Annotated in this window: 13 protein-coding genes; 8 read left to right on the forward strand and 5 right to left on the reverse strand. The window is 61.2% G+C overall.

All coding sequences use genetic code 11. The annotated features are described in order from the left end of the window. The first annotated feature begins 163 nt into the window (after positions 1 to 163). Positions 164 to 520, forward strand: coding sequence for an encapsulin nanocompartment ferritin-likeEncB family encapsulin nanocompartment ferritin-like cargo protein cargo protein (gene encB, locus J3R75_RS02115; RefSeq protein ID WP_307259660.1), 357 nt, complete (start codon positions 164 to 166; stop codon positions 518 to 520). A gap of 190 nt (positions 521 to 710) precedes the next feature. Here encB and J3R75_RS02120 read toward each other — a convergent pair whose 3' ends face one another. Beyond that, entirely contained in the window at positions 711 to 893 is a 183-nt protein-coding gene (locus tag J3R75_RS02120; protein WP_307259661.1) for a hypothetical protein, read from the reverse strand. Between the two features lie 164 nt (positions 894 to 1,057). Here J3R75_RS02120 and dnaA point away from each other — a divergent pair, with 164 nt between their 5' ends. The 3 genes from dnaA to carB all read left to right on the forward strand — a co-directional run bounded on the left by dnaA (position 1,058) and on the right by carB (position 7,267). Further along, on the forward strand, positions 1,058 to 2,473 hold the full coding sequence (dnaA, locus tag J3R75_RS02125; protein WP_307259662.1) for a chromosomal replication initiator protein DnaA: 1,416 nt from the start codon (positions 1,058 to 1,060) through the stop codon (positions 2,471 to 2,473). A 152-nt stretch (positions 2,474 to 2,625) separates the two neighbouring features. Continuing rightward, positions 2,626 to 3,819, forward strand: coding sequence for a sialidase family protein (locus J3R75_RS02130; RefSeq protein WP_307259663.1), 1,194 nt, complete (start codon positions 2,626 to 2,628; stop codon positions 3,817 to 3,819). Between the two features lie 244 nt (positions 3,820 to 4,063). Then, entirely contained in the window at positions 4,064 to 7,267 is a 3,204-nt protein-coding gene (carB, locus tag J3R75_RS02135) for a carbamoyl-phosphate synthase large subunit (protein ID WP_307259664.1), read from the forward strand. Here carB and J3R75_RS19965 read toward each other — a convergent pair. Continuing rightward, positions 7,192 to 7,593: a hypothetical protein gene (locus tag J3R75_RS19965; protein WP_307259665.1), complete on the reverse strand. Its 402-nt coding sequence runs from the start codon at positions 7,591 to 7,593 to the stop codon at positions 7,192 to 7,194. The two genes, carB and J3R75_RS19965, sit on opposite strands and share 76 nt — an antisense overlap. A gap of 111 nt (positions 7,594 to 7,704) precedes the next feature. Here J3R75_RS19965 and J3R75_RS02145 point away from each other — a divergent pair, with 111 nt between their 5' ends. The 4 genes from J3R75_RS02145 (at position 7,705) to J3R75_RS02160 (ending at position 12,905) form a co-directional block, all read left to right on the forward strand. Further along, positions 7,705 to 8,412 (forward strand): redox-sensing transcriptional repressor Rex, encoded by a 708-nt coding sequence (locus J3R75_RS02145; RefSeq protein ID WP_307259666.1) that lies wholly within the window; start codon positions 7,705 to 7,707, stop codon positions 8,410 to 8,412. A gap of 79 nt (positions 8,413 to 8,491) precedes the next feature. After that, positions 8,492 to 8,983 (forward strand): NADH-quinone oxidoreductase subunit NuoE, encoded by a 492-nt coding sequence (gene nuoE, locus J3R75_RS02150; RefSeq protein WP_307259668.1) that lies wholly within the window; start codon positions 8,492 to 8,494, stop codon positions 8,981 to 8,983. A gap of 5 nt (positions 8,984 to 8,988) precedes the next feature. After that, entirely contained in the window at positions 8,989 to 10,857 is a 1,869-nt protein-coding gene (locus J3R75_RS02155; RefSeq protein WP_307259669.1) for an NADH-ubiquinone oxidoreductase-F iron-sulfur binding region domain-containing protein, read from the forward strand. Positions 10,858 to 10,886: 29 nt separating this feature from the next. Continuing rightward, positions 10,887 to 12,905 carry a [FeFe] hydrogenase, group A gene (locus J3R75_RS02160; RefSeq protein WP_307259670.1) on the forward strand — a complete coding sequence of 673 codons (2,019 nt, stop codon included), beginning with the start codon at positions 10,887 to 10,889 and terminating at the stop codon, positions 12,903 to 12,905. A gap of 1,244 nt (positions 12,906 to 14,149) precedes the next feature. On the opposite strand, the gene J3R75_RS02165 is transcribed toward J3R75_RS02160, so the two are convergent. From J3R75_RS02165 to J3R75_RS02175, 3 genes are all read right to left on the reverse strand, one after another. Next, a complete protein-coding gene (locus tag J3R75_RS02165) occupies positions 14,150 to 17,494 on the reverse strand; it encodes an MBG domain-containing protein (protein WP_307259671.1) in 3,345 nt (1,114 codons plus the stop codon). A gap of 503 nt (positions 17,495 to 17,997) precedes the next feature. Continuing rightward, positions 17,998 to 19,083: a glycerol dehydrogenase gene (locus tag J3R75_RS02170; protein ID WP_307259672.1), complete on the reverse strand. Its 1,086-nt coding sequence runs from the start codon at positions 19,081 to 19,083 to the stop codon at positions 17,998 to 18,000. A 128-nt stretch (positions 19,084 to 19,211) separates the two neighbouring features. Further along, entirely contained in the window at positions 19,212 to 21,929 is a 2,718-nt protein-coding gene (locus tag J3R75_RS02175; RefSeq protein ID WP_307259673.1) for a hypothetical protein, read from the reverse strand. Between the last annotated feature and the right edge of the window lie 8 nt (positions 21,930 to 21,937).

Here is a 21,937-nt window from a genome sequence, read left to right on the forward strand (position 1 = left end):
GCACGGCATGCCGCACGGCTACCGATGTTGCACACGACCTTGCACAAACACGATTCCGGCCTATTTTCGTCTTCAGCAGTCGGCGGTAGCAAGCACGAACGCCCCGCCGCCGAAACGACACCCACGTTATTCCACAGTCACTCTCATCAGGAAAGGACTCACTATGCCAGAATTCGGATCACCCTTCTCAGGAATGGCCAGCGACAAAAAACTCAGCCACGCCGAACTGGTGCGAGCCATTCGTTTCATGGTCGCCGCCGAGTACGAAGCCATCCAGCTCTATATGCAGCTGGCTGAATCCACCGACAACAAACTGGCCATCGATGTCCTCAAAGACATCGCCGACGAAGAACGCGTCCACGCCGGCGAATTCCTCCGACTCCTCCATGAACTCGAACCCGACGAACAAAAATTCTACGCCAAGGGCGAGGAAGAAGTGGCTGAGGAAATCGAAAAAATGAACGCCAAGGCCGGCAAAGCCGGCAAAGGCAGCAAGGGCACAAAAAAAGCCAAGAAGTAACACCGGGCGCACAAACACCCGGTCCAGCAGGCCCGCCAGATCGCCAGGCGTCAACAGCGCTTCTTGATCAATGGTGGGCCTTGCCGTGTCTGATCTCACCACGGGACCGCCGCCAACAACAACGCCATGGCGCCCGCCAGCACCAACCCCGATGCCACAACCGAGACACCGGCGAAACAAAAAGACACTACTATTTTTTAGCTTCTTTTTTATTGGCATTCTTCGGTAGAAAAATACCCATCTGCTGTTTCCCCACGATGCTCCAGAGGGTTATGACGACACTGAGAGACGGCTCTTGTTTTTTGCCCATTTTGTGCTTTTCCAACCAGCCTCTGCCCCGCTTTTTTTTCTTTGCTTTTTTATCGATGGGCAAAATCAGCCACTTAGGTCGTTTGGCCTTGTCACCGGCGATTATTTTTGGGGAATGTGGCTTGCCAAGTCCTGCAAGGTCATTAAGCTATCTAGCGAGAACAAAAATACCCCGGAGAGAACGAGAAATTGACTGCACAGGTCCATTTTGCCTTGGACCCTTGAAATATGGATACCATGTCAGACGTAAGCACTATCAATGATATTTGGGAGAAAACCTCCCTTGCCTTGCGCCAAAGATTGAATGCGGACACCTATGAGCGCTGGATAGCGAACATCGTCCCCGTGCGGATTGAAGCCAAGAACATCATCCTTGGTGTGTCCAACGACCTGTTCAATCTGTGGCTGAGTGCCAACTACAAGGACTTGATTGCCGAATGCATGCTGCAAAGTTGCGGCTGCAAACTTAAGATCGTCTTTGAGAGTGGCCATGAAGCCGCAGCGCCAGAGCCAGTGGCCGCTGGCCCTGGCACAGTGCCGGCAACAAACGAGCAGCTGTCGGTCATGCCGAGCACTGAGCACCATGGCCACCACAACGCCGGCGCCGATCAGCGCGGCACTTACGGTCAGCCCTTCAATGGCCGGTTTATCTTCGACTCCTTCGTGGTCGGCGAGAACAACCGTTTCGCCCACGGCGCCTGCCGGGCCGTGGCGTCGGCGCCGGGCACTGCTTACAACCCGCTCTTTGTCCACAGCCCCACTGGCCTAGGCAAGACTCACCTCCTCCAAGCCGTTGCTCAGGAAGTCCTTAAGGTCAATCGCCGAGCGAAGGTCGAGTATCTCTACAGCGAGGATTTCTGCAATCAGTACATCGACGCCTTGTCCCGCAAGGCTCTTCCGGCCTTCCGTAACCGCTTCCGCACCGTCGACGTGCTCTTGATTGACGACGTGCACTTCTTCGGCGGTAAGGAAGGCCTGCAGGAAGAGTTCTTCCACACCTTCAACGCCCTCTACAACGGCCACAAGCAGATCGTCCTGGCATCTGATCGCCCGCCGCATGAGATCGGTGGACTGGAAAAACGCCTGGTTTCGCGCTTCGAATGGGGCTTGATCACCGACATTCAGCCGCCGGACTTGGAAACCCGCATCGCCATTCTCCACCGCAAGCAGGACGAACACCAGATCAAACTCGACGAAGACGTGCTGCAGTACCTCGCCGCCCGCCTCAAATCAAACGTCCGCCGCCTCGAAGGCGCGCTGGTGCACCTGGTGTCCTACTCATCCGTCACCGGTAAAAAAATCACCATTGAAACCACCGAGGACCTCCTCAGCACGCTTTTCAACGAGGAAGCCAGCGCCCAGGTCACTATCGAGCACATCCAACGGACCATCGCCGACTACTACGACATCCGTTTCTCCGACATGACCAGCAAGCGCCGACCCGCAAACATCGCCTTCCCGCGTCAGGTCGCCATGTTCTTCTGCCGCCGCCTGACGGAGCTGTCCCTGCCATCCATCGCCGAGCAATTCAACCGCAATCACGCCACCGTACTCCATGCCATCAGCACCGTCGAAAGCAAACTGGAACGCAATCCGGACTTCCGCCGGGAAATAGCGCAACTCGAGCGCAAATTGAAAGCCTAATGACCCATGGCGGTTCTTCCCCCGCAAAATACCACGTGATCTTCAGCCCCCTCACCTGCCCGCAATGGCCGGCTCTGGGGGCTTTTCTTTACCTGGCCCAAAACCAATCAGCGGCATCACCGCCACCGCCACCAGCATAGAAAAAACCATCCATGCAACTCATCAGTGACCGCGAAGATATCATCTACCGCTCGCCCTGGCCTCAGGACCTCTACTGCTACACCCCCAGCCTCGCCGAGGGCTTCGCTGACCGCTTGCTCCTTAGCTTCGACCTCGCCGGCCCCGGCCTCAAAAATCTCCCCGGCCCCAAGACCGACATCGGCGACTACGGCTCCAACCAACTACACATCTACGTCTCCGACGACCGCGGCCACAGCTGGCGCCCAAGTGCCACCATGGCCATGCTCCACGCCCGCATCTTCAAGGCCGGCAAGGCCCTCTACAGCATCGGCCACAGCGGCCGGCTCATCATCTCCCGTAGCGACGACAACGGCGAAACCTGGAGTAATCCGGTCGTCCTCAATGAAGGCCCACTCAACTGGCACCAGAGCGCCGGCAGCATCGACTATCGCCACGGCAAAGTCTATGTCAGCATGGAACACAGCCCATTCAAAGACCGCTGGGGCGGCGGCGACCCCATCCTCATGGCCGCCCGCGAAAACGACGATCTCTGCCAACTGGCAAGCTGGACATTCTCCAACAAGGCCGAATTCCTCGCCTTGACGCCCCGCAGCAAAGACGTCTGCGGCGCCAATCCGACCTGCTGGCTGGAGTCAAACGTCGTCCGCATCTACGATCAGAACCACCTGCTCTACGATCCTGACGACCGCACGGTCCTCCTCTTCCTCCGCCTCAACAGCATGCTCGACAACTACGCCGCTCTCCTCAAAGGCTACGAAGCGGCCGACGGCAGCCTCACCCTCGATACCGTCAAGCAGCCCGATGGCACGCCCCTCCTCTACGTGCCCTTCCCCGGCGGCGGCATGAAATTCCAGCTCACCTACGACCCGCAGGACAAACTGTACTGGCTGATCGCCACCCAGTCGGCCTACACCGGCATGAGCAAAAAAAATGTGCCTTTCCGCGAACGCCGCCGACTCGAACTCTACTACTCCCAGAACCTCTTCGACTGGGGCTCCGCCGGCATGGTCGCCATCGGCCCCGCCGAACACGCGTCGCGGCACTACGCGTCACTGCTCATCGTCGCTGACGACATGCTCGTGCTCAGTCGCTCCGGCGACCTCGATGCCAAAAACTGCCACGACACCAATCTCATCACCCTTCATCGCATCCCCAACTTCCGCCACTTGGCGCCACCCCCTTTTAACCCCGCCGACAAACACTAAGACAGACCAGCAAAAAGCAGCGTTTTTCAGTTATTGTCATGACAAATCAGGTCACCTACGGAAAACTCTTCCACAAAAAACGCGCTGACACCTTGTTTTTTCCACCCGTTCCAATACATTATTTTCTCGGCCTACGCAGTTCGCCAGCGCCTGCCGCCGACCAGCCAAGCCAATGATTTCTGTAGTGCTGAGGGGGATTGCCCTCTCAGCCTTCTTTATGCCCATCAGCCACGAGGAGAACGCAATGCCGAAACGCAACGACATTCATAAAGTGATGATCATAGGCTCGGGACCGATTATTATTGGCCAGGCCTGCGAGTTCGACTACTCCGGCACCCAGGCCTGCAAGGCCCTGCGCAGCCTTGGCTACTCCATCGTGCTGGTCAATTCCAACCCCGCCACCATCATGACCGACCCCGGCATCGCTGATGCCACCTACATCGAGCCCCTCAATGTCGCCCGCATGGAAGAAATCATTGATAAAGAACGGCCCGACGCCCTCCTGCCCAACCTCGGCGGCCAGTCCGCCCTGAACCTGGCCTCCGAACTGGCCAAAAACGGCGTGTTCGAGAAATACAACGTCAAGGTCATCGGCGTCCAGATCGACGCCATTGAGCGCGGCGAAGACCGCACCGCCTTCAAAAATACCATGGACGCCCTCGGCATTGACATGGCCCGCAGCCAGGCCGTCAACACCGTCGAAGACGCCGAAGCCGTCGCCAAAAACATCGGCTTCCCCGTCGTCGTCCGCCCGGCCTACACCATGGGCGGCACTGGCGGCGGCTTCTGCTACAACGTCGATGAACTGCGCACTATCGCCGCTCGCGGCCTCCAGGCCAGCATGGTCCATCAGATCCTCATCGAAGAATCCCTCCTGGGCTGGGAAGAACTCGAACTCGAAGTGGTCCGCGATACCACCGGCCACATGATCACCGTCTGCTTCATCGAAAACGTCGACGCCGTCGGCGTACACACCGGCGATTCCTTCTGCACGGCGCCCATGCTGACCATCAGCCAGGAGCTGCAGGCCAAAATGCAGGAATGGTCCTACCGTATCGTCGAAGGCATCGGCGTCATCGGCGGCACCAACGTCCAATTCGCCCACAACCCAAAAACTGACCGCACCGTGGTCATCGAAATCAACCCCCGGACTTCGCGGTCCTCGGCACTGGCCTCCAAGGCCACCGGCTTCCCCATCGCCTACGTGTCGGCGCTGCTCGCCGCCGGCATCACCCTCGACGAACTGCCCTACTGGCGCGACGGTAGCCTCGACAAGTACACCCCCTCCGGCGACTACGTCGTGGTCAAATTCGCCCGCTGGGCCTTCGAAAAATTCAAGGGCGTGCAGGACAAACTCGGCACCCAGATGCGCGCCGTCGGCGAAGTCATGAGCATCGGCAAGACCTACAAAGAGGCCTTCCTCAAGGCTATCCGCTCACTGGAAAGTGGCAATCCCGGCCTGGGCTTCGTCAAAAATTTCAACCAGCTCAGCCTTGATGAGATCATGGACCGCCTCAACGAGCCCAGCAGTGTCCGCCATTTCCTGATTTACGAAGCGCTACGCAAGGGCGCTACCATCGCTGACATCAATGCCAAGACCTACATCAAAGCGTGGTTCTTGGAACAAATGCAGGAGCTCGTCGAACTCGAAACCCAGATTCTGGCCTACCGCGATCAAGTCCTGCCGGACGAACTGCTGGTCCGCGCCAAGAAGGACGGCTTCTCCGACCTCTATCTGGCCAAATTGCTCAAGACGCCTGAGGCTGTGATCCGCAAGCAACGCTTGGCCCTCGGTCTCTGCCAGGCCTGGGACAAGGTGCCCGTCAGCGGCGTCGAAAATGCCTATTACTGCTACTCGACCTACAACGGCGAAAACAAGGTCGCAGTAACCAGCAATCCCAAGAAAGTCATGGTCCTTGGTGGCGGCCCCAACCGCATCGGCCAGGGCATTGAATTCGACTACTGCTGCGTCCACGCCGCCTTCGCCATGCGCGAAATGGGTTACGAGACCATCATCGTCAACTGTAATCCCGAAACCGTCTCTACCGACTACGATACCTCCGACCGGCTCTACTTCGAACCGCTGACTCTCGAAGATGTCCTCAGCATCTACCAGCAGGAAAAGCCCCTCGGCGTCATCGTCCAGTTCGGCGGTCAGACGCCTCTGAACCTCGCCGCCGACCTCGAACGCAACGGCGTCAACATCCTCGGCACCCCCCCCGCCGTCATCGACATGGCCGAAGACCGCGATCTCTTCCGCAAGATGATGGACAAGCTCGCCATCCCCATGCCGACCTCCGACATGGCCAGCACCACCGAAGAAGCCATGGCCATCGCCCCCCGCATCGGCTACCCCCTGATGGTCCGCCCCTCATTCGTCCTCGGTGGCCGCGGCATGGAAGTGGTCCGGGACGACAGCTCCCTCCGCCAGTACATGGCCGCCGCCGTCGATGTCACCCCCGAACGCCCCATCCTCATTGACAAGTTCCTCGAAAACGCCCTCGAATGCGAGGCCGACGCCATCGCCGATGGCCACGAGGCCTTCGTGCCCTCCGTCATGGAGCACATCGAGCTGGCCGGCATCCACTCCGGCGACTCCGCCTGCGTGATCCCGCCCATCAGCATCACCCCCGCGCACCTGGCCACCATCCGTGATTACACGGCCCGCATCGCCCGCGAAATGGGCGTCGTCGGCCTCATGAACATCCAGTACGCCATCTGCCAGGACACCGTGTACGTCCTCGAAGCCAACCCCCGCGCGTCCCGGACGGTCCCCCTGGTCTCCAAGGTCTGCGGCATCTCCATGGCTAAACTGGCAACGCAGGCCATGATGGGAACCAAAATCGCCGACATGAAACTGACCCTCAAGCACTTCCCGCACTTCGGCGTCAAAGAAGCCGTCTTCCCCTTCGCCATGCTCCCGGAAGTCGACCCGATCCTCGGCCCCGAAATGCGCTCCACCGGCGAAGTACTCGGCCTGGCCTCATCCTTCGGTCTGGCCTTCTATAAGGCCGAAGAGGCCGCCAAACCGCCGCTGCCCAGCTCCGGAACCGTCCTCATCACCGTCCATCCCGCTGACCGCGAAGGCGTCCTGGCGCCCGCACGCCAATTCGCCGAACTCGGCTTCCGTATCCTCGCTACCGATGGCACCTGCAAATACCTCAACGGCCACGGCGTCAAAGCCGAAACCATCGCCAAGATCACCGAAGGCCGCCCTAATATCGTCGATGTCATCAAAAACGGCGAAATCCAATTGGTGATCAATACCCCCATCGGCAAGGAAAGCGCCACTGACGACTCGTACATCCGCAAGACCGCCATCCGCCACGGCGTGCCCTACATCACCACCGTCGCCGCCGCCAACGCCGCCGCTTATGGCATCGCCGCCTTCCGCAACGGCGACGGCGGCGTCATGTCCCTCCAGGAATACCACGCCAATATCCACTGAGCCGTCGCCATAAAAAACGCCGACTGACACGACGCAAACCACGAAAGCCGGCCAACCCACGAAAGCCGGGACAAACACTCCCGGCTTTCGTGAATTTTCACCCCGTCCACGCTATCCACCCCGTCCACGCTGTCCACGCTGTCCACCCCGTCCACGCTGTCCACGCTGTCCACGCTGTCCACGCTGTCCACGCTGTCCACGCTGTCCACGCTGTCCACGCTGTCCACCCCGTCCACGCTGTCCACGCTGTCCACGCTGTCCACGCTGTCCACGCTGTCCACGCTGTCCACCCCGTCCACGCTGTCCACGCTGTCCACCCCGTCCACGAGGCTTCTCCCCGCCTTCCCGCGTTTTAATCAAGAAAAAAAGTCTTATTTTGTCATAACCTGCGTTGCAAGCTGGCTGAGAGGAGTTATCTTACAATCAAGAAAAATTTCTTGATTCATCATCCCCCCTGCTTTTCTTTCAGCGTTGAGGATGCCATGGCCAGCCAGCGAGACGACAACACCGCGTTATGCATTCCGAAGCCCGCTCTGCGGCGTCTTCCGGGGTATTTGCGTTGCCTGCACGCCTTGCACAAGGAGCATGAAACCTGGGTCTCCTGCACGTACTTGGCGGACTATCTGAAGATGGAATCCAGCCTGGTACGCAAGGACTTGGCCTACACCGGCGTCAGCGGCCGCCCGAAAGTCGGTTACGAGATCGGGCTGTTGACCCAGGCGATAGAGCGCCTCATCGGTTGGGACAATCGGCAGGACGCCTTCCTGGTGGGCGTCGGCAATCTCGGTCGGGCCCTGCTCGGCCACCTCGAACCGTCCCTCCATGGTCTTAACATCATCTGCGGCTTTGATATTGATCCCGATAAGCTGTCAACGGAAGTGCGCGGCAAGATGATCCTGCCGCTGAACAAGTTGCCGGACCTCGCCCGGCGCATGCACATCGACATCGGCGTGATCACCTGCCCGGCCGCCGCCGCCCAAAGCGTCGCCGAACTGATGGTCAACAGCGGCATGCGCGCCATTTGGAACTTCACGCAGACGCACCTGCAGGTGCCGGAAGGCATCATCGTTGAAAATGTCGACTTGGCTTCGTCCATCGCCGTGCTGCTGACTCGCTTCGCCGAACTCAAACAACACGACGACTAATAATCCTCAGTGCCAATTTTGTCTTTCCCGATATCGTCCCCCCCCAATGTCTTCACGCTAAGCAAAGGATTGCAGAACAATGGAAAAAGAACTCTCCAGCGCGACGCAGTTTGGCAAGGTCTGTGAAATCCTTGACCGCTACGATCGCGACCCGGCCAAGCTGATTCCCATCCTCCAAGCTGTACAGGAAGAATACCGCTACCTGCCCGAGGAAATCCTCACCCTGGTGGCAACGTCGCTGAATCTGCCGCCAGCCAAGGTCTACGGCGTGGCGACCTTCTATTCCCATTTTACCCTGACTCCCAAGGGCAAGCACATCATCCGTCTCTGCGATGGCACGGCCTGCCACGTCAAAGGCTCCACCGCACTGCTTGACGCCATCCGCAAGCGCCTCGGTCTTACTGGCAAACAGCAGTCCACCCCGGACCTGCTCTTCACCGTCGAAACCGTGTCCTGCCTGGGTGCCTGCGGGCTGGCCCCGGCAGTCGTCATTGACGACAAGGTGCACGGTCAGGTTACCCCTGAAAAAGCTGTCGCCCTGGTGGAAGAACTGATCAACGCGGAGGCATGAAAATAATGAGCAACATCAGCGAACTGAGCAAAGACCTGGGCCACCGCGTCATCATCTGCGCCGGCACCGGCTGCGTGGCCAACGGCTCTCTCGAAGTCTACAAGGCCTTCCAAGACGAAATGACCAAGGCCGGCATCCATCTCATCGACACCCCCGATCACCGCACCCCCCTCGACGGCGACCAGCAGGGCCTGCACCTCACCAAAAGCGGCTGCCAGGGCTTCTGCCAAATGGGACCGCTGGTCACCATCCTGCCCCAAAATATCCTCTACTGCAAGGTCCAAGCCGTCGACGTGCCCGAAATCGTCGCCGAAACGCTCGTCAAAGGCAATATCCTCGAAAAATATCTCTACCTCGACAAAAGCACCGGCAAACACTGCCACGGCACCGACGATATTCCCTTCTACACCCGCCAAAAACGTACCGTCCTGGCCAACTGCGGCCTGATCGACCCCGAAAGCCTCCCCGAATACCTCAAGGAAAACGGCTACGATGCCGCCCGCAAGGCGTTCTGCGACATGACCCCCGCCGAGGTCTGCAAGCAAATGCTCGAATCCGGCCTCCGCGGCCGCGGCGGCGGGGGCTTCCCCACCGGCCGCAAATGGGAAATGGCCCGCATTCAGCCCGGACCGAAAAAATTCGTCATCTGCAATGGTGACGAGGGCGATCCCGGAGCCTTTATGGACCGCAGTCTCATGGAAGGCAACCCCCACTGTGTCATCGAAGGCCTGATGATCGCCGCCCGCGCCATCGGCGCCGACGAAGGCTACTTCTACGTCCGCACCGAATATCCCCTGGCCGTCAAACGCCTGCGCAAAGCCGTCGAAGACGCCATGGCCAAGGGCATCCTCGGCAAGAACATCTTCGGCACCGAACACTGCCTGACCCTCCATGTGATGGAAGGCGCCGGCGCCTTCGTCTGCGGCGAAGAAACCGCCTTGATCGCCTCCATCGAAGGCAAGCGCGGCATGCCCACGCCCAAACCGCCGTTCCCGGCGCAGTCCGGCCTCTGGGGCAAACCCACCATCATCAACAACGTCGAAACACTGGCCACCGTCCCGCTGGTCATTCGCGACGGCGTCGCGGCCTTCCGCGCCGACGGCACCGAACAGGCCCCCGGCACCAAGACCTTCGCTCTCACCGGCCACGTGCTCAACACCGGCCTCATCGAAGTGCCCATGGGCACCACCCTCCGCCATGTGGTCGAAAGCGTCGGCGGCGGCGTCACCCACGACAACGGCGACCCCGGCGGCACCTTCAAGGCCGTGCAGATTGGCGGCCCCTCCGGTGGCTGCCTCACCGCTGAAATGCTCGACACGCCCTTGGACTACGAGTCGCTGCGCAAAGTCGGCGCGATGGTCGGCTCCGGCGGCCTGGTCGTCATGAACGACCACACCTGCATGGTCCGTATCGCCCACTTCTTCATGCAGTTCACCCAGAACGAATCCTGCGGCAAATGCGTGCTCTGCCGCGAAGGCACCAAACAGATGCTCGCACTGCTCGATGATATCATCGAAGGCAATGCCACCGCCGAAACCCTCACCCTGCTCGAAGACCTCGCCCACGCCGTCAGCGTCGGCTCGCTCTGCGCCCTCGGCAAGACCGCCCCGAGCCCCGTGCTCTCAACCCTCAAATACTTCCGCGATGAATACGAAGCCCACGTCTTCCATAAGACCTGCCCGGCTAAACAGTGCAAAAATCTGCTCAAGCCCACCATCGACGCCAAAAAATGCGTCGGCTGCGGCGCCTGCGCCCGCAAATGCCCCGTCGGCGCCATCAGCGGCGAACGCAAAAAACCGCACGTCATCAACGAAGCACTCTGCATCAAATGCGGCGCCTGCGCCGAAGCCTGCAAATTCAACGCCGTGATCTAAGCTGACGACCAACTCGGAGGAATTTACCCATGGATGAGAAAAAATACCTGACCATCGACGGCCGTCAGATCGCCATCGAAGGCGAACGCAACGTCCTTGAAGTCGCCCGCAAGGCCGGCATCGAAATCCCCACTTTCTGCTATCATTCGGACCTCAGTGTCTACGGCGCCTGCCGTCTCTGCCTGGTCGACATCGCGGGCCGCGGCGGCGTCGCCAGCTGCTCAACCGCACCTGAACCCGGCATGGTCGTCAAGACCTCCACCAAGCAGATCCGCGCCATGCGCAAGATCGCGGTCGAGCTCCTGCTGGCCGCCCACGACCAGTCCTGCACCACCTGCTACAAGAGTACGTCCTGCAAACTGCTCGACCTGGCCAACAAGCTCGGCGTCACCAAGGTGCGCTTCAAACCCGGCTTCGAACGCATGCCGCTGGACAACAGCAACCCGTCCCTCCAACGCGACAACAATAAATGCATCCTCTGCGGCGATTGCGTACGCATGTGCCAGGAAGTACAGGGCATCGGCGTACTCGATTTTGCCGGCCGCGGCTCGCACTCCCGCGTCGTCCCGGCCTTCGGCAAAGACCTCAAAAACGTCGAGTGCATCTACTGCGGCCAATGCGCCCGCATCTGCCCCACCGGCGCCATCATTCCCAAGAATGAAGTGAGCAAGGCTTGGGAGCTGCTGGATAATCCCGAGTACAAAACTGTCGCCACCATCGCCCCAGCCGTCCGCGTCGGCTTCGGCGAGGCTTTCGGCATGCCCGTCGGCACCGACGTCACCGGCAAGATCACGGCCGCCCTCAAGCAGCTCGGCTTCGTCGCAGTCTTCGACACGACCTTCGCCGCCGACCTCACTGTCGTCGAGGAGGCCGAGGAATTCCTGCGTCGCGTCACCGCCGGCGGCACCCTGCCCCAGTTCACCTCATGCTGCCCCGCGTGGGTCAAATACGCAGAGCAGTTCTATCCCGAACTGCTGCCCAATCTGTCATCCTGCCGCTCGCCCCAGGCAATGTTCGGCGCCATGGCCAAAGAAATGCTGCCCAAGCTCTTCGATGTGCCCCGCGAAAAGGTCAAGATCGTCTCCATCATGCCCTGCACCGCCAAGAAATTCGAAGCCCAGCGCCCCGAATTCAGCCGCGACGGCGACCGCGAAACCGAAGTGGTCCTCACCACCCAGGAGCTCATCCAGATGATCAAGGGCGCCGGCATCGACTTCAATGCCATTGAGCCCGAGGCCATGGACCTGCCCCTCGGCTTCAAAACCGGCGCCGGCGTCATCTTCGGCGTCACCGGCGGCGTCAGCGAAGCCGCCCTCCGCTACGCTTACAAGAAGCTCACCGGCAAAAACCTCGCCAACGTCGAGTTCAAGGAAGTCCGCGGCGACGACGGCTACCGCCGCGCCGAAATCACCATCGGCGACAACAAGGTCCGCGTTGTCGTTGTCCACAGTCTCAGCAACGCCCACAAGATCTGCGAAGAGGTCAAGGCCGGCAAAGCCGATGTCGATCTGATCGAGGTCATGGCCTGCCCCGGCGGTTGCGTCGGTGGCGCCGGCCAGCCCGTCTATGTCGGCATGGAAACCCGCAAACAGCGCGCCGCCGGCCTCTACCGCGTCGACCGCAACATGCAGCTGCACAGCTCGGAAGACAACCCCTACGTCAAAGAGGCCTACCAGAACATCCTCGGCACTCCCAACAGCCACAAGGCCCACGAGCTGCTCCACACCCATTACCAGAGCCGCAAACGCATCCAGGACGAAGACGTCCTGGTCAGCGGCAGCGACGAAGCGCAGGAGAAACTGCCCGTCACCATCTGCGTCGGCACCAGCTGCTTCAAACGCGGCTCGCAGCAACTCCTCCAGGAACTCACTGACTTCCTCAAGGAAAACAACCTGCAGGACCAAGTCGCCATCAAAGCGACCTTCTGCCATGAACGCTGCGACCGCGGACCTACCGCCAACGTCGATGGCACCATCATGGAAAAATGCAGCTTCGAAGCCCTCCGCGCCGAAGTCGTCAAACGCCTCCGCAGCGCCGTCGCAAAATAACCGCAGCGCGCTCAACACGGCGTGACGCCAATGTCGCCGCGGCGGCACCAACGAAGCACGCCGCGCTCAACGCGTAACGCGGCAAACGCCCCCAACCAAGCCGGGCCTACGTCGGACTCTCCACCCCGACCGGGCCCGGCTTTTTGCCGCCCCAACACAAATGCTCCCCATCGCCAACCAGGCACCATTGCTCGTGCGCATGACTGGCGCCAGCTCTCGACTGCTCTCGACTGCTCTCGACTGCAATCGACCGCTCTCGACTGCTCTCGACTGCTCTCGACTGCTCTCGACTGCAATCGACCGCTCTCGACTGCTCTCGACTGCTCTCGACTGCCGCCGGGACGGCGGCGCTCCCAGGAGTCCAAGAAGTCCCCAATCAGTCCCCTAAGTCCAATGCGTCAATCCCCACGGTCCAGAAAGTCCCCACGGTCCAATCCATGGGATCATGCCTCATGAGTCAGTGAGTCCTCGTCCCAACGCCGCCGTCAAGCAGTCCCCGGCGTCCAAGCGGTCCTCAATCACCAGCTGTCTTAGGCCGCGCCTTTGGCGCTCAATGCAGGTCGCCCCTACAGGCCGCGCCTTTGGCGCTCAATGCAGGTCGCCCCTACAGGGCTCCTGGCGGATGGGACTCCTACCCAGGGCGACGCGCCCTGCGGGCGCTTGCCCTGGGCTGTCTTAGGCCGCGCCTTTGACGCTGAAATGCTGCCGGGACGGCGGCGCTCCTAGGGCCGGGACACTCGGTGCATGCTTATGTCCATATTGTCCATATTGTCCATATTGTCCATAGAAATGCCTGGCCCCCGCCAGGACGCCCACACCCGCGCGCGCCAGTTTCCCTCGCCGCGAAGCGGCAGCAGCGCTGAAAGCGCGAAACATACCAGCCCAGGGCAAGCAGCGCTGAAAGCGCGCGCCGCCCTGGGTAGCGCGCCCATTATGCCCGTGTTCCTCGGCCCATTCGGCCCCAGTCGGCGCAGCTGACTGGAGCCGAATGGGCAATGGAACCCATTGATTGCTGCGGCGGGCACGTTTGCGTGTGGCTGTTTGGAGGTCGGGTAAGGTCATGATCCCAGGCGACGGTGCGGGCGGGACGCCCGCACCACGGCCAGGAGACGGGCGCGCGACGCATACCAGCCCAGGGATAGAGCCCACGACGCAGACAAAGGGTTCGGAACTACTGTGTCAAGTCTCTCTTTCTATCACAAGATTTCGCACATTACCAAATTATCTGGCAACTGACACCTTGCCTATTCACTGGCGAACTGAACACGCACCTCGCCCTGGCTGCAAAAGACCCAATAGCCCCTGCCCTCCTGCAAGACCATGCCCGTTCGCAGCTGCATATATCCGGCGTTATCGCCCTGCCATGTCGTTGCACTCGCCCCGACTGGCAACTGCAGTTTGCACTCGTTGACGGGGCTTACCAGATTCCAGCCCAGCTTGAGCAGCACCACGCCATCAGCGCGCACACCACGAATCGGCCCAAGCTCGGTGTCAACGGCCGAATACAGCCAGTAACCCCGTTCAGGACTAACAGCCGCGACGCGACGCTGCAGCCTGTAACGCCCGTTTTCCCAATACCAGATTCCGTTAGCGCCCGCCACCTCCAGAGCCTTTGCCAATTCTTCAGCATCGGCAGCCGTACTCATCATCGGCATTCCCACTAGGTTCCACCCAGATTTGCAGCGCAGGAAATACCCCGCCTCAGCCACGGCTGCAGAGACTATCTCCCATTCGCTGTTGGCCGAAACAGTCAAGACGCCGTTTTCCAACTCGCGCAGATCGTACATGGTTCCAACCGGCTGCTCGTCAACGATCTGCTGAACAAACACCCCTCGCCCCACATCGGCCACCCTGATGTCCCACGTCAAGTCAACAGCAGCGCCGCCCGCACCGGCCTCGGCGCCGCCACCGCCAATCTGTACACGCCAACGGCTGATGCCATCAGCAGGCACAGACCGGAAGTCGCGCTGAAGGACACGCGGCGGATTCACCAAGTCATCGTAGCAAAGCAAATGGGCGCTCAGTCCGGGCTCAGCGAATTCATCCCACGCATCCAACCCGTTCGCAGCGGTCGCAATTTCACCAAATACCAGCAAGTCCGGCGCGGCAGCGCCTGGGACAGCCACCGACAGCGCCATGGACACGCCTGCAACCACGTCGACCGCCACCGTCGCTTCTGCCGGCGACCAGTTCACGGCGTCATCGGGGGTAAATGTCACGCGCAGCGTATGCGTGCCTGCGGCGAGTGTTGTCCCCGCTGGCGGATCGTAGACGAAGCCGCCCGGCGTGTCCGCCGTAGCAACAAGCTGCTCGGCCGAGAGCACCTCGCCATACACCATCGCCGCCGGCGCCGCCCAGGTAAGTGTTGGCACATCCCGGGCCACGACCTTCAGCACAGCGGGAACGTAGGTCACTGTGTAGTTCGCGGTCTCGGCCGGTCCCGACAGCGTGATCGCGTAGTCGCCGGGCGCGCTCTGTTCATCCGCGATGCAAGCATAGACGAGTTCCAGGCCGATGCCGGCCAAACTGTCGTCGGCAACCAGTCCGCTAGCCGTCGCCGTAAATGTAGGATTGCGCTGACCAACCCGCCTTGTCATATCGTCAGCTGTTACGGTGAGCGCGGCGCGCGCGACGCTGATCTCGACCGTCGCTTCTGCCGGCGACCAGTTCACGGCGTCATCGGGGGTGAAGGTGACGTGCAGCGTATGCGTGCCTGCGGCGAGTTGCGTCCCCGCTGGCGGATCGTAGACGAACACGCCCGGCGTGTCTGCCGTGGCAACAAGCTGCTCGGCCGAGAGGACCTCGCCATACACCATCGCCGCCGGCGCCGCCCAAGAGACCACCGGCGTGAATTTCACTGCAAATTCGGCAGTGATAGTCTGATCGCTTTGCACATTGGTGTCGGTACGGGTCGCTGACTGGATGCCGTCGCTCCAGCGGACGAAGCGATAACCGTCTGCCGGTTGGGCTGTCACCAGCAGGGCATCGCTGCCGTGATCGCAGGGTTGCCGATATTCATCTTGACCATTGACGCTGCCATGTTCTCCAGCCAAGTAGGTCATCGTGTAGGTATTCAGCATCCAGAGTGCGTTGACCATCAAAGCGTAGTTCGGCATGGTCTCTGGCAACGGTGGCTCCCAGCCGAGGAAGGTATAGCCGTAGCGCGTTGGCGGTGATGGTGCCAGCAGGGGTTCTCCCGGCATAGCCCAGATATCCTCGACTGGCGTGCCGCCTGAGCTGTCAAAGCTGATCACTGGAGGCCAGTCCGTCACCCTGATAGAGAAGCTGGCGGAACGGAGCGCTTCGCCATCATGCCATTCCACTCGCACGGTAAATTCCTCGGGCGTATCCCTGCCGGGCGTTAAGAGATAATACGAGCCATGCAGTTCGCCATAGATGGTCTGGTTTTCGCCCTCGGGTGGCACCAAACGCAATCCGTAGGCGGAAGACAGGTCCCTGACCGCAAACCACAAGGGAATGCGGATGGTACCACCATAGGAAACTCGGACAGGGTAGGAGTAAAAATCATTCGCCGCCAGACGCAAGACCGGCGCGTCATCGGGCTGGATAATCGTCGACTGGTCTTCCCATTGGCTGGTGGACGCAAAAACCGTCTTCAAATCCATGGCGAGGTTGAGGCTGGTGGCCAGCTTATTAGTCATTATCTTCCCCAAGTCGTCCGGCACCCAGAAATTGCGCACCACGGGAAAAGCCCGCGGATCAAATGGCCCCCTCCCTTCATCCCACGTAATAGGCCAAGATGCCCCCGATTGAAACTGCTGCATCTTTGTCTCGTACCAAGTGCCTATGTGAGACCAACTGCATGGCGCCTCGCTCATCTCGTAGAAAAAGCTCACGCCGGGTTCATACGCTTCGGGGAATTGACCAGCATCATACGGGTGCGGGTCGGTTCCGAAGGACTCATCGCCGATGCTTGCCAGCACCGCGGCGGGGAGGTATCCGTCATCCACCAGGAACTGCAACCGCCCGGGAAACACGTTGAAGCCGTGTTCATCGCTATAGCGCCGGAGCGCCAGGCCGATAGTACGCAGCTTGTACACCGCATCATGCCAAATTGGGATAGCGCGATCCACCGGGTGGTCCTGTGAGTTATTGGGATCGGTGTTGGAGATAAATTCCTCCCAGTTGCTATAGCCGTCCTCATCCGGGTCGTCGTCCGCAGAAGCCCCATCCTGGCCGAAATGCAGCAACACCCAACTGTCGGGCAAAAGATCGCCATCGCTGTCATCCACATCCAACGCGTACAGCGCCGTCAGCCTGAGGTCGCCGCTGAGCGTCGTCGGCAGATCGCCATCCCAGCCAGCAAAAACCAGCCCAGCCCGCGGCACAACCACTGGCGCCGGGGGTGTTGCTTCGCCGTGTGAGACAACATGAGTCAGTTTGCCCGCGCCCCCAACAAAAACACCATCGTCGCCACTGACAAAGGTCAGATTGAAGAGATTGATATCCCAGGATGCAACCACCTCAAGGTTTTCGGCCGGCATAATATCTATTGTCGCGACGTCCTGCGCTCGCAGCGCGCCCACTGCACTCCACAGCAGACATAGTCCAATCCAGACATATCTCATATGGTCATTCCCTCAAGTCAGTTGTTACCGGCACTATACCCGGCCCGCATCGGCCGTCTGGCATCCCGCCCTACTGCAAAGCATAACCCAGTATAGCACAGTAAACCAACAAAATGAGAACTCTTTGCCCTATCAAGTAGATATAAGTTCCTGCTGTCATCGTCCCAACGCGCCCTGTCTTCTTCGCGTCTTCGCGCCTTCGCGTGCGGGAAAAAAGAGGAGCGGACACGCCGGTCCGCCCCGACCTCGCGCCTTCCTACCGGCGGCGCGAATTGCCGCGCAGCGGTAAGACACGACGCCATTCTTCTTCTTCGCGTCTTCGCGCCTTCGCGTGCGAAAAAAGAGGAGCGGACACGCCGGTGCGCCCCGACAATTTCGCGACTTCCGGCTGGCGTCGTGTCTTGCCGCGCAGCGGCAAGACACGACGCCCAGACATGGGATAGAGAGGGAGCGCGAGGGGGAGGAAGGGCCATTGGCCCTTCCTCCCCCTCGCGAAGCTACCGCTACTGGCGGCTGCGGCCGATAGCGTCGGCGGCGATCATGGCGGCGAGAGTTTTTTCGGGGGTGATGGTCCCCGCCTCATGGTGAATGGACTGCTCCGGCGCACAAGCCATGGCAGCGGCCTTGGCAAGCGCCTGCGGGCTGACCTTGGCCAGACCGAGGGCCGCGAGAGTGGTCGGCAGACCAACTTTTTCGCAGAAGGTGTAGACCGCATCGACATCGGCTGGCGCGGCATCGCTGAGTTGCAGCCCGGCGAGGACGCCGAACGCGACTTTTTCGCCGTGGTAGAAGGCATGTGTTTCGGGGAGCGCCGTGAGGCCATTGTGGATAGCGTGGGCGGCGGCGAGACCGGCGCTTTCGAAGCCCAGGCCGCTGAGGAGGATATTGGCCTCGACGATGCGTTCCAGCGCCGGCGTCACCACGTGCTGATCGTTGGCGATGCGCGCGGCATCGCCATAGCTGAGGAGCGTGTCGTAGCAAAGTCTGGCGATGCTCAGGCCGGCAGCCGTGCAGAGACCGCCGCATTCATTGACCGACGTTGTGCGGACGCATGACTGGGCTTCAAACCAGGTCGCCAGGGCGTCGCCCATACCGGACACCAGGAAGCGCGTCGGCGCCGCCGCAATCACTGCGGTATCGACCAACACGGCGTCGGGATTACTGCGTTGGTAAAACACCTTATCGAATATGCCGTCCTTGCTGTAGAGGACGGCGCAGCCGCTGGTCGGCGCGTCGGTGGAAGCGATAGTCGGCACCACCACGACGGCGATGCGGGCGCGGTCGGCGGCGATCTTCGCCGTATCGATGGTCTTGCCCCCGCCCATGCCGACGAGCACAGTAATCTTCTTGCGCTTGATGAGCTCCGCCACCCGCGCGAGTTCTTCCTCGCAGCACTCGCCCTGAAAGACCTCGATGGCGATGCCTTCGGCTGCCCAGTCGACACGCGCCTTGGCGAGGACTTGACTGGCGGCCGTCGGCGAAGCCAGTATCATGGCGCGGCTGCCCAACGCCGCGCACAACGCCGGCAGTTCAGTCAATGCCCCGGCGCCCTGCAAATACTTCGACGGAAAAACGGCTTTCTTCAGCATGACAGCACTCCTTTTGACTCTCGGATTGGTTGGGTATCTCGGCAGGACAATTCGTCAGTGTCACTCCTGCTACATCTGCGCATACGGTCTCTACGCGCCAGCAGCGCCTTGCCGCGCGCCGCACGCCATTAGGGCCAGAGCATTTTCAGCACGACGGTCTGCAATGGTGCGAGCTCAACGGCGACCTTACCGGGCCCGGCGGTGACGCCGCCGACCAGCACGGCATCCTGCCCTTTGCGGAGCGACACCAGGCGCGGCGTGGTGTCGGGCGGCAAGGCCGGCACGCCCGCGCACGCTTCGAGCCATACGGCAGCGCGCAACGGCTCGGTGCCGGGATTGCGCAGCGTAAAGAGCAGCTCGCCAGCATTTGCGTCGCCACCCACGCCCAGCTCCCCGAAGCGTTCGATCAGCAGCACCGGATTGTCGCTACGCATGCCGGTTTCGGGCTGCCAGCCGGCCCGGTTGAGGCGCCGGATCAGCGGCACGGCTTCCTTGAAGAGATCGCGATCGCGATCACACTGGGAATTGCCCCGGAAGTACCGCCGCCAGTTAGCGTAGCCGGGCGCTTCTTCGCCGCCAATGGTGCACACGCCGGGATAGAAGCCATAGAACAGCTGATGATCAATGTACCAGGCGATTTCCTGCTGGGTGAGCGCCGGCACCGGCTTGTCGAAATTGCCCTCCTGCAGGAGATTGCAGACCGGTCGGCGGTACGCGTAAAAGCGTTTGAGGCCACAGGCTTCGTCGCTCTGGATGTTTTCCATCCGGCGGTTGGAACCGAAACCGCCGACCTCGCTGCCGAAGACATCGACCAACGGCGCGTGAAAACGATGCGAGACGCCGAACAAATTGCCATGGAGGATCTTGCCCTCGGCGTGAAGACGGCTGCCCAGCCAGCGCACAAAAGCCAGCTGATGCTGCATGCCGTCAATGCCTGGACGAGCATGGAGGGCGTCAAAGCAGAGACTGCCACGATACACCGCCAGGTGTTCGGGACGGACATTGAAAAAATCCACCGCGAACCCGTAGGTCAGCGAGTCCAGGTACACGCCGTCGGCGTTGGCCATGGCGGGTGCCAGCTCGTAGTCCCAGCAGATACTGGCGCGGTTCGGCTGCGGCAGCGCCGGATCGGCGTTCGTACGCCACCAGTGGCTCCAGGTGCCGTATTTGTCGACGGCGAAAGGATGTTCGCCCTCAGGCGTCAGCGGCAGGGAATTGAGCGCGGCGCGGGCGGCGATATGCCGCGGCGCGTGGAACCAGGTCGCCGCAGTCTCCGTGTCGGCAGCCCAATCCTCCAGCTGCTTGAGGCGCTCGGGCACCGGTGGCAGCTCGGCGGGACTGCTGGCCGCCGGGAAATTCTGGCGCATGCCCCACGCCTCAGTATAGGGCAGGATGTACAGTCCCAGTTCGCGGGCGCGTTGGGCCTCGTTCTCTTTGGCGGCGAGGGTCACCGGCGCCTCCCAAAAGGCCAGACCGAAGTCCTCCGCGCGATCCGGCAGCTGGCTGGGCGGAACCGGCCAGAGCCACAGTCCCTCGCGTTCCGGCGTCGTCCGCGACTGGAATGCGTCCGCAAACATGGCGTAGTAACGCCGCGCAGCTGAACGGAAGCCCCAGCGGCCCTCGAACGGGAAGATCAGGAAGGACAGTTGCGCCGACGCGCTGCGGCCGTCCATGGGCAGCATACCGACAGGCCATTCGGTCGTGATACCGTCACTGCTGATGCGGCGGCATTCGAGCACGGCGTCCGTAAAATCCGTGCCCATGGCCAGACCGCGGCCATTGTTCGACAAGGCGCTAAAGGGATACAGCGACACCGAATGGCCGCTCATGGAGCTGATGTTAGCGTATGTCGTGTCAGCTGCCACGACCTCGTCATGCCGCCAGTCACGATGCCAGGTCCAGTCGCTGAAGGCGACGGGCAAGGTGTAGCGCAACAGAATCGCTCGCGGCCGCGGCGGGGTGGCGCGGTCGATCAGTTCGGCCTGCACGCGGATGCTGTCGTCAGCCGTCGCGGTAAACTGGGCCTGGAGCGCGACTTGGTGCTCGCTGCTGAACCAGTCCAGCTGCACGGCGCCTGCGACCTGCCGGCACTGTCGCTGATCAAAGCGCAGCGGCACCGTCGCCACCCGGCCGCTTTGCGCAATGCTGAATTCGCCGACGTCGGCATGGGCGCCGCGCCACAGACAGATCGCCACCGACAGGGCATGGGCTCCGGCCGGCATCTGATACGTGTAGCTCAGCTCGCGCCAGTCGCCAATGCCATCGGGCACGATCAGATTCTTGTAGTGCGTGAAGCTAAATGGCGAGTAGGTCCAGCCGCGCGCCGCCGGCACCTTCTTGGTGATGTCCTCACCGTTGACATCAAATATGCGCAGGTAGACGATGTAGCTCGACGCGCTATCCGGCACGCGGCCGCGCCAGCGGATGATACAGTTGCTGCCCGGCGCCACCCGCAGTGGCGCGGCCATTTCCAGGCCGTGGCCAAAGCGTTCCGCACCGCCGACGCGCACAAACGGCCGGCCATCTTCCTCCAGGCGTTCCGCGCCAATGCCTTCGTCGTGCTTGGCATAAGCCGCAGGCTGCCACGGCAAATCGTCAGCGCCGAAGGCATTGCGATAGAGCAACTCGGGTTCAATGGGTTGTTCCGAGCCCACATAGACCACGCCGTCAAAACCGCCCGGTCCACGCAGCGGCAGGTCGTCGCCGTGGAGCTGCATGGCCGGCAGGGTGCCGTCGGCCGCAAAGGCCATACTCATCGCGCCGGCCTGCAAGTTGCCCTGGGCACATGCCCCGCCCGTTGCCAGCAACGACATCATTCCCAGCGAGAGCCAACAACGCAGTTTCATGATCGCAG

The sequence above is a fragment of the Oligosphaera ethanolica genome, assembly GCF_030814695.1.
Classification (GTDB): Bacteria; Verrucomicrobiota; Lentisphaeria; order Oligosphaerales; family Oligosphaeraceae; genus Oligosphaera; species Oligosphaera ethanolica.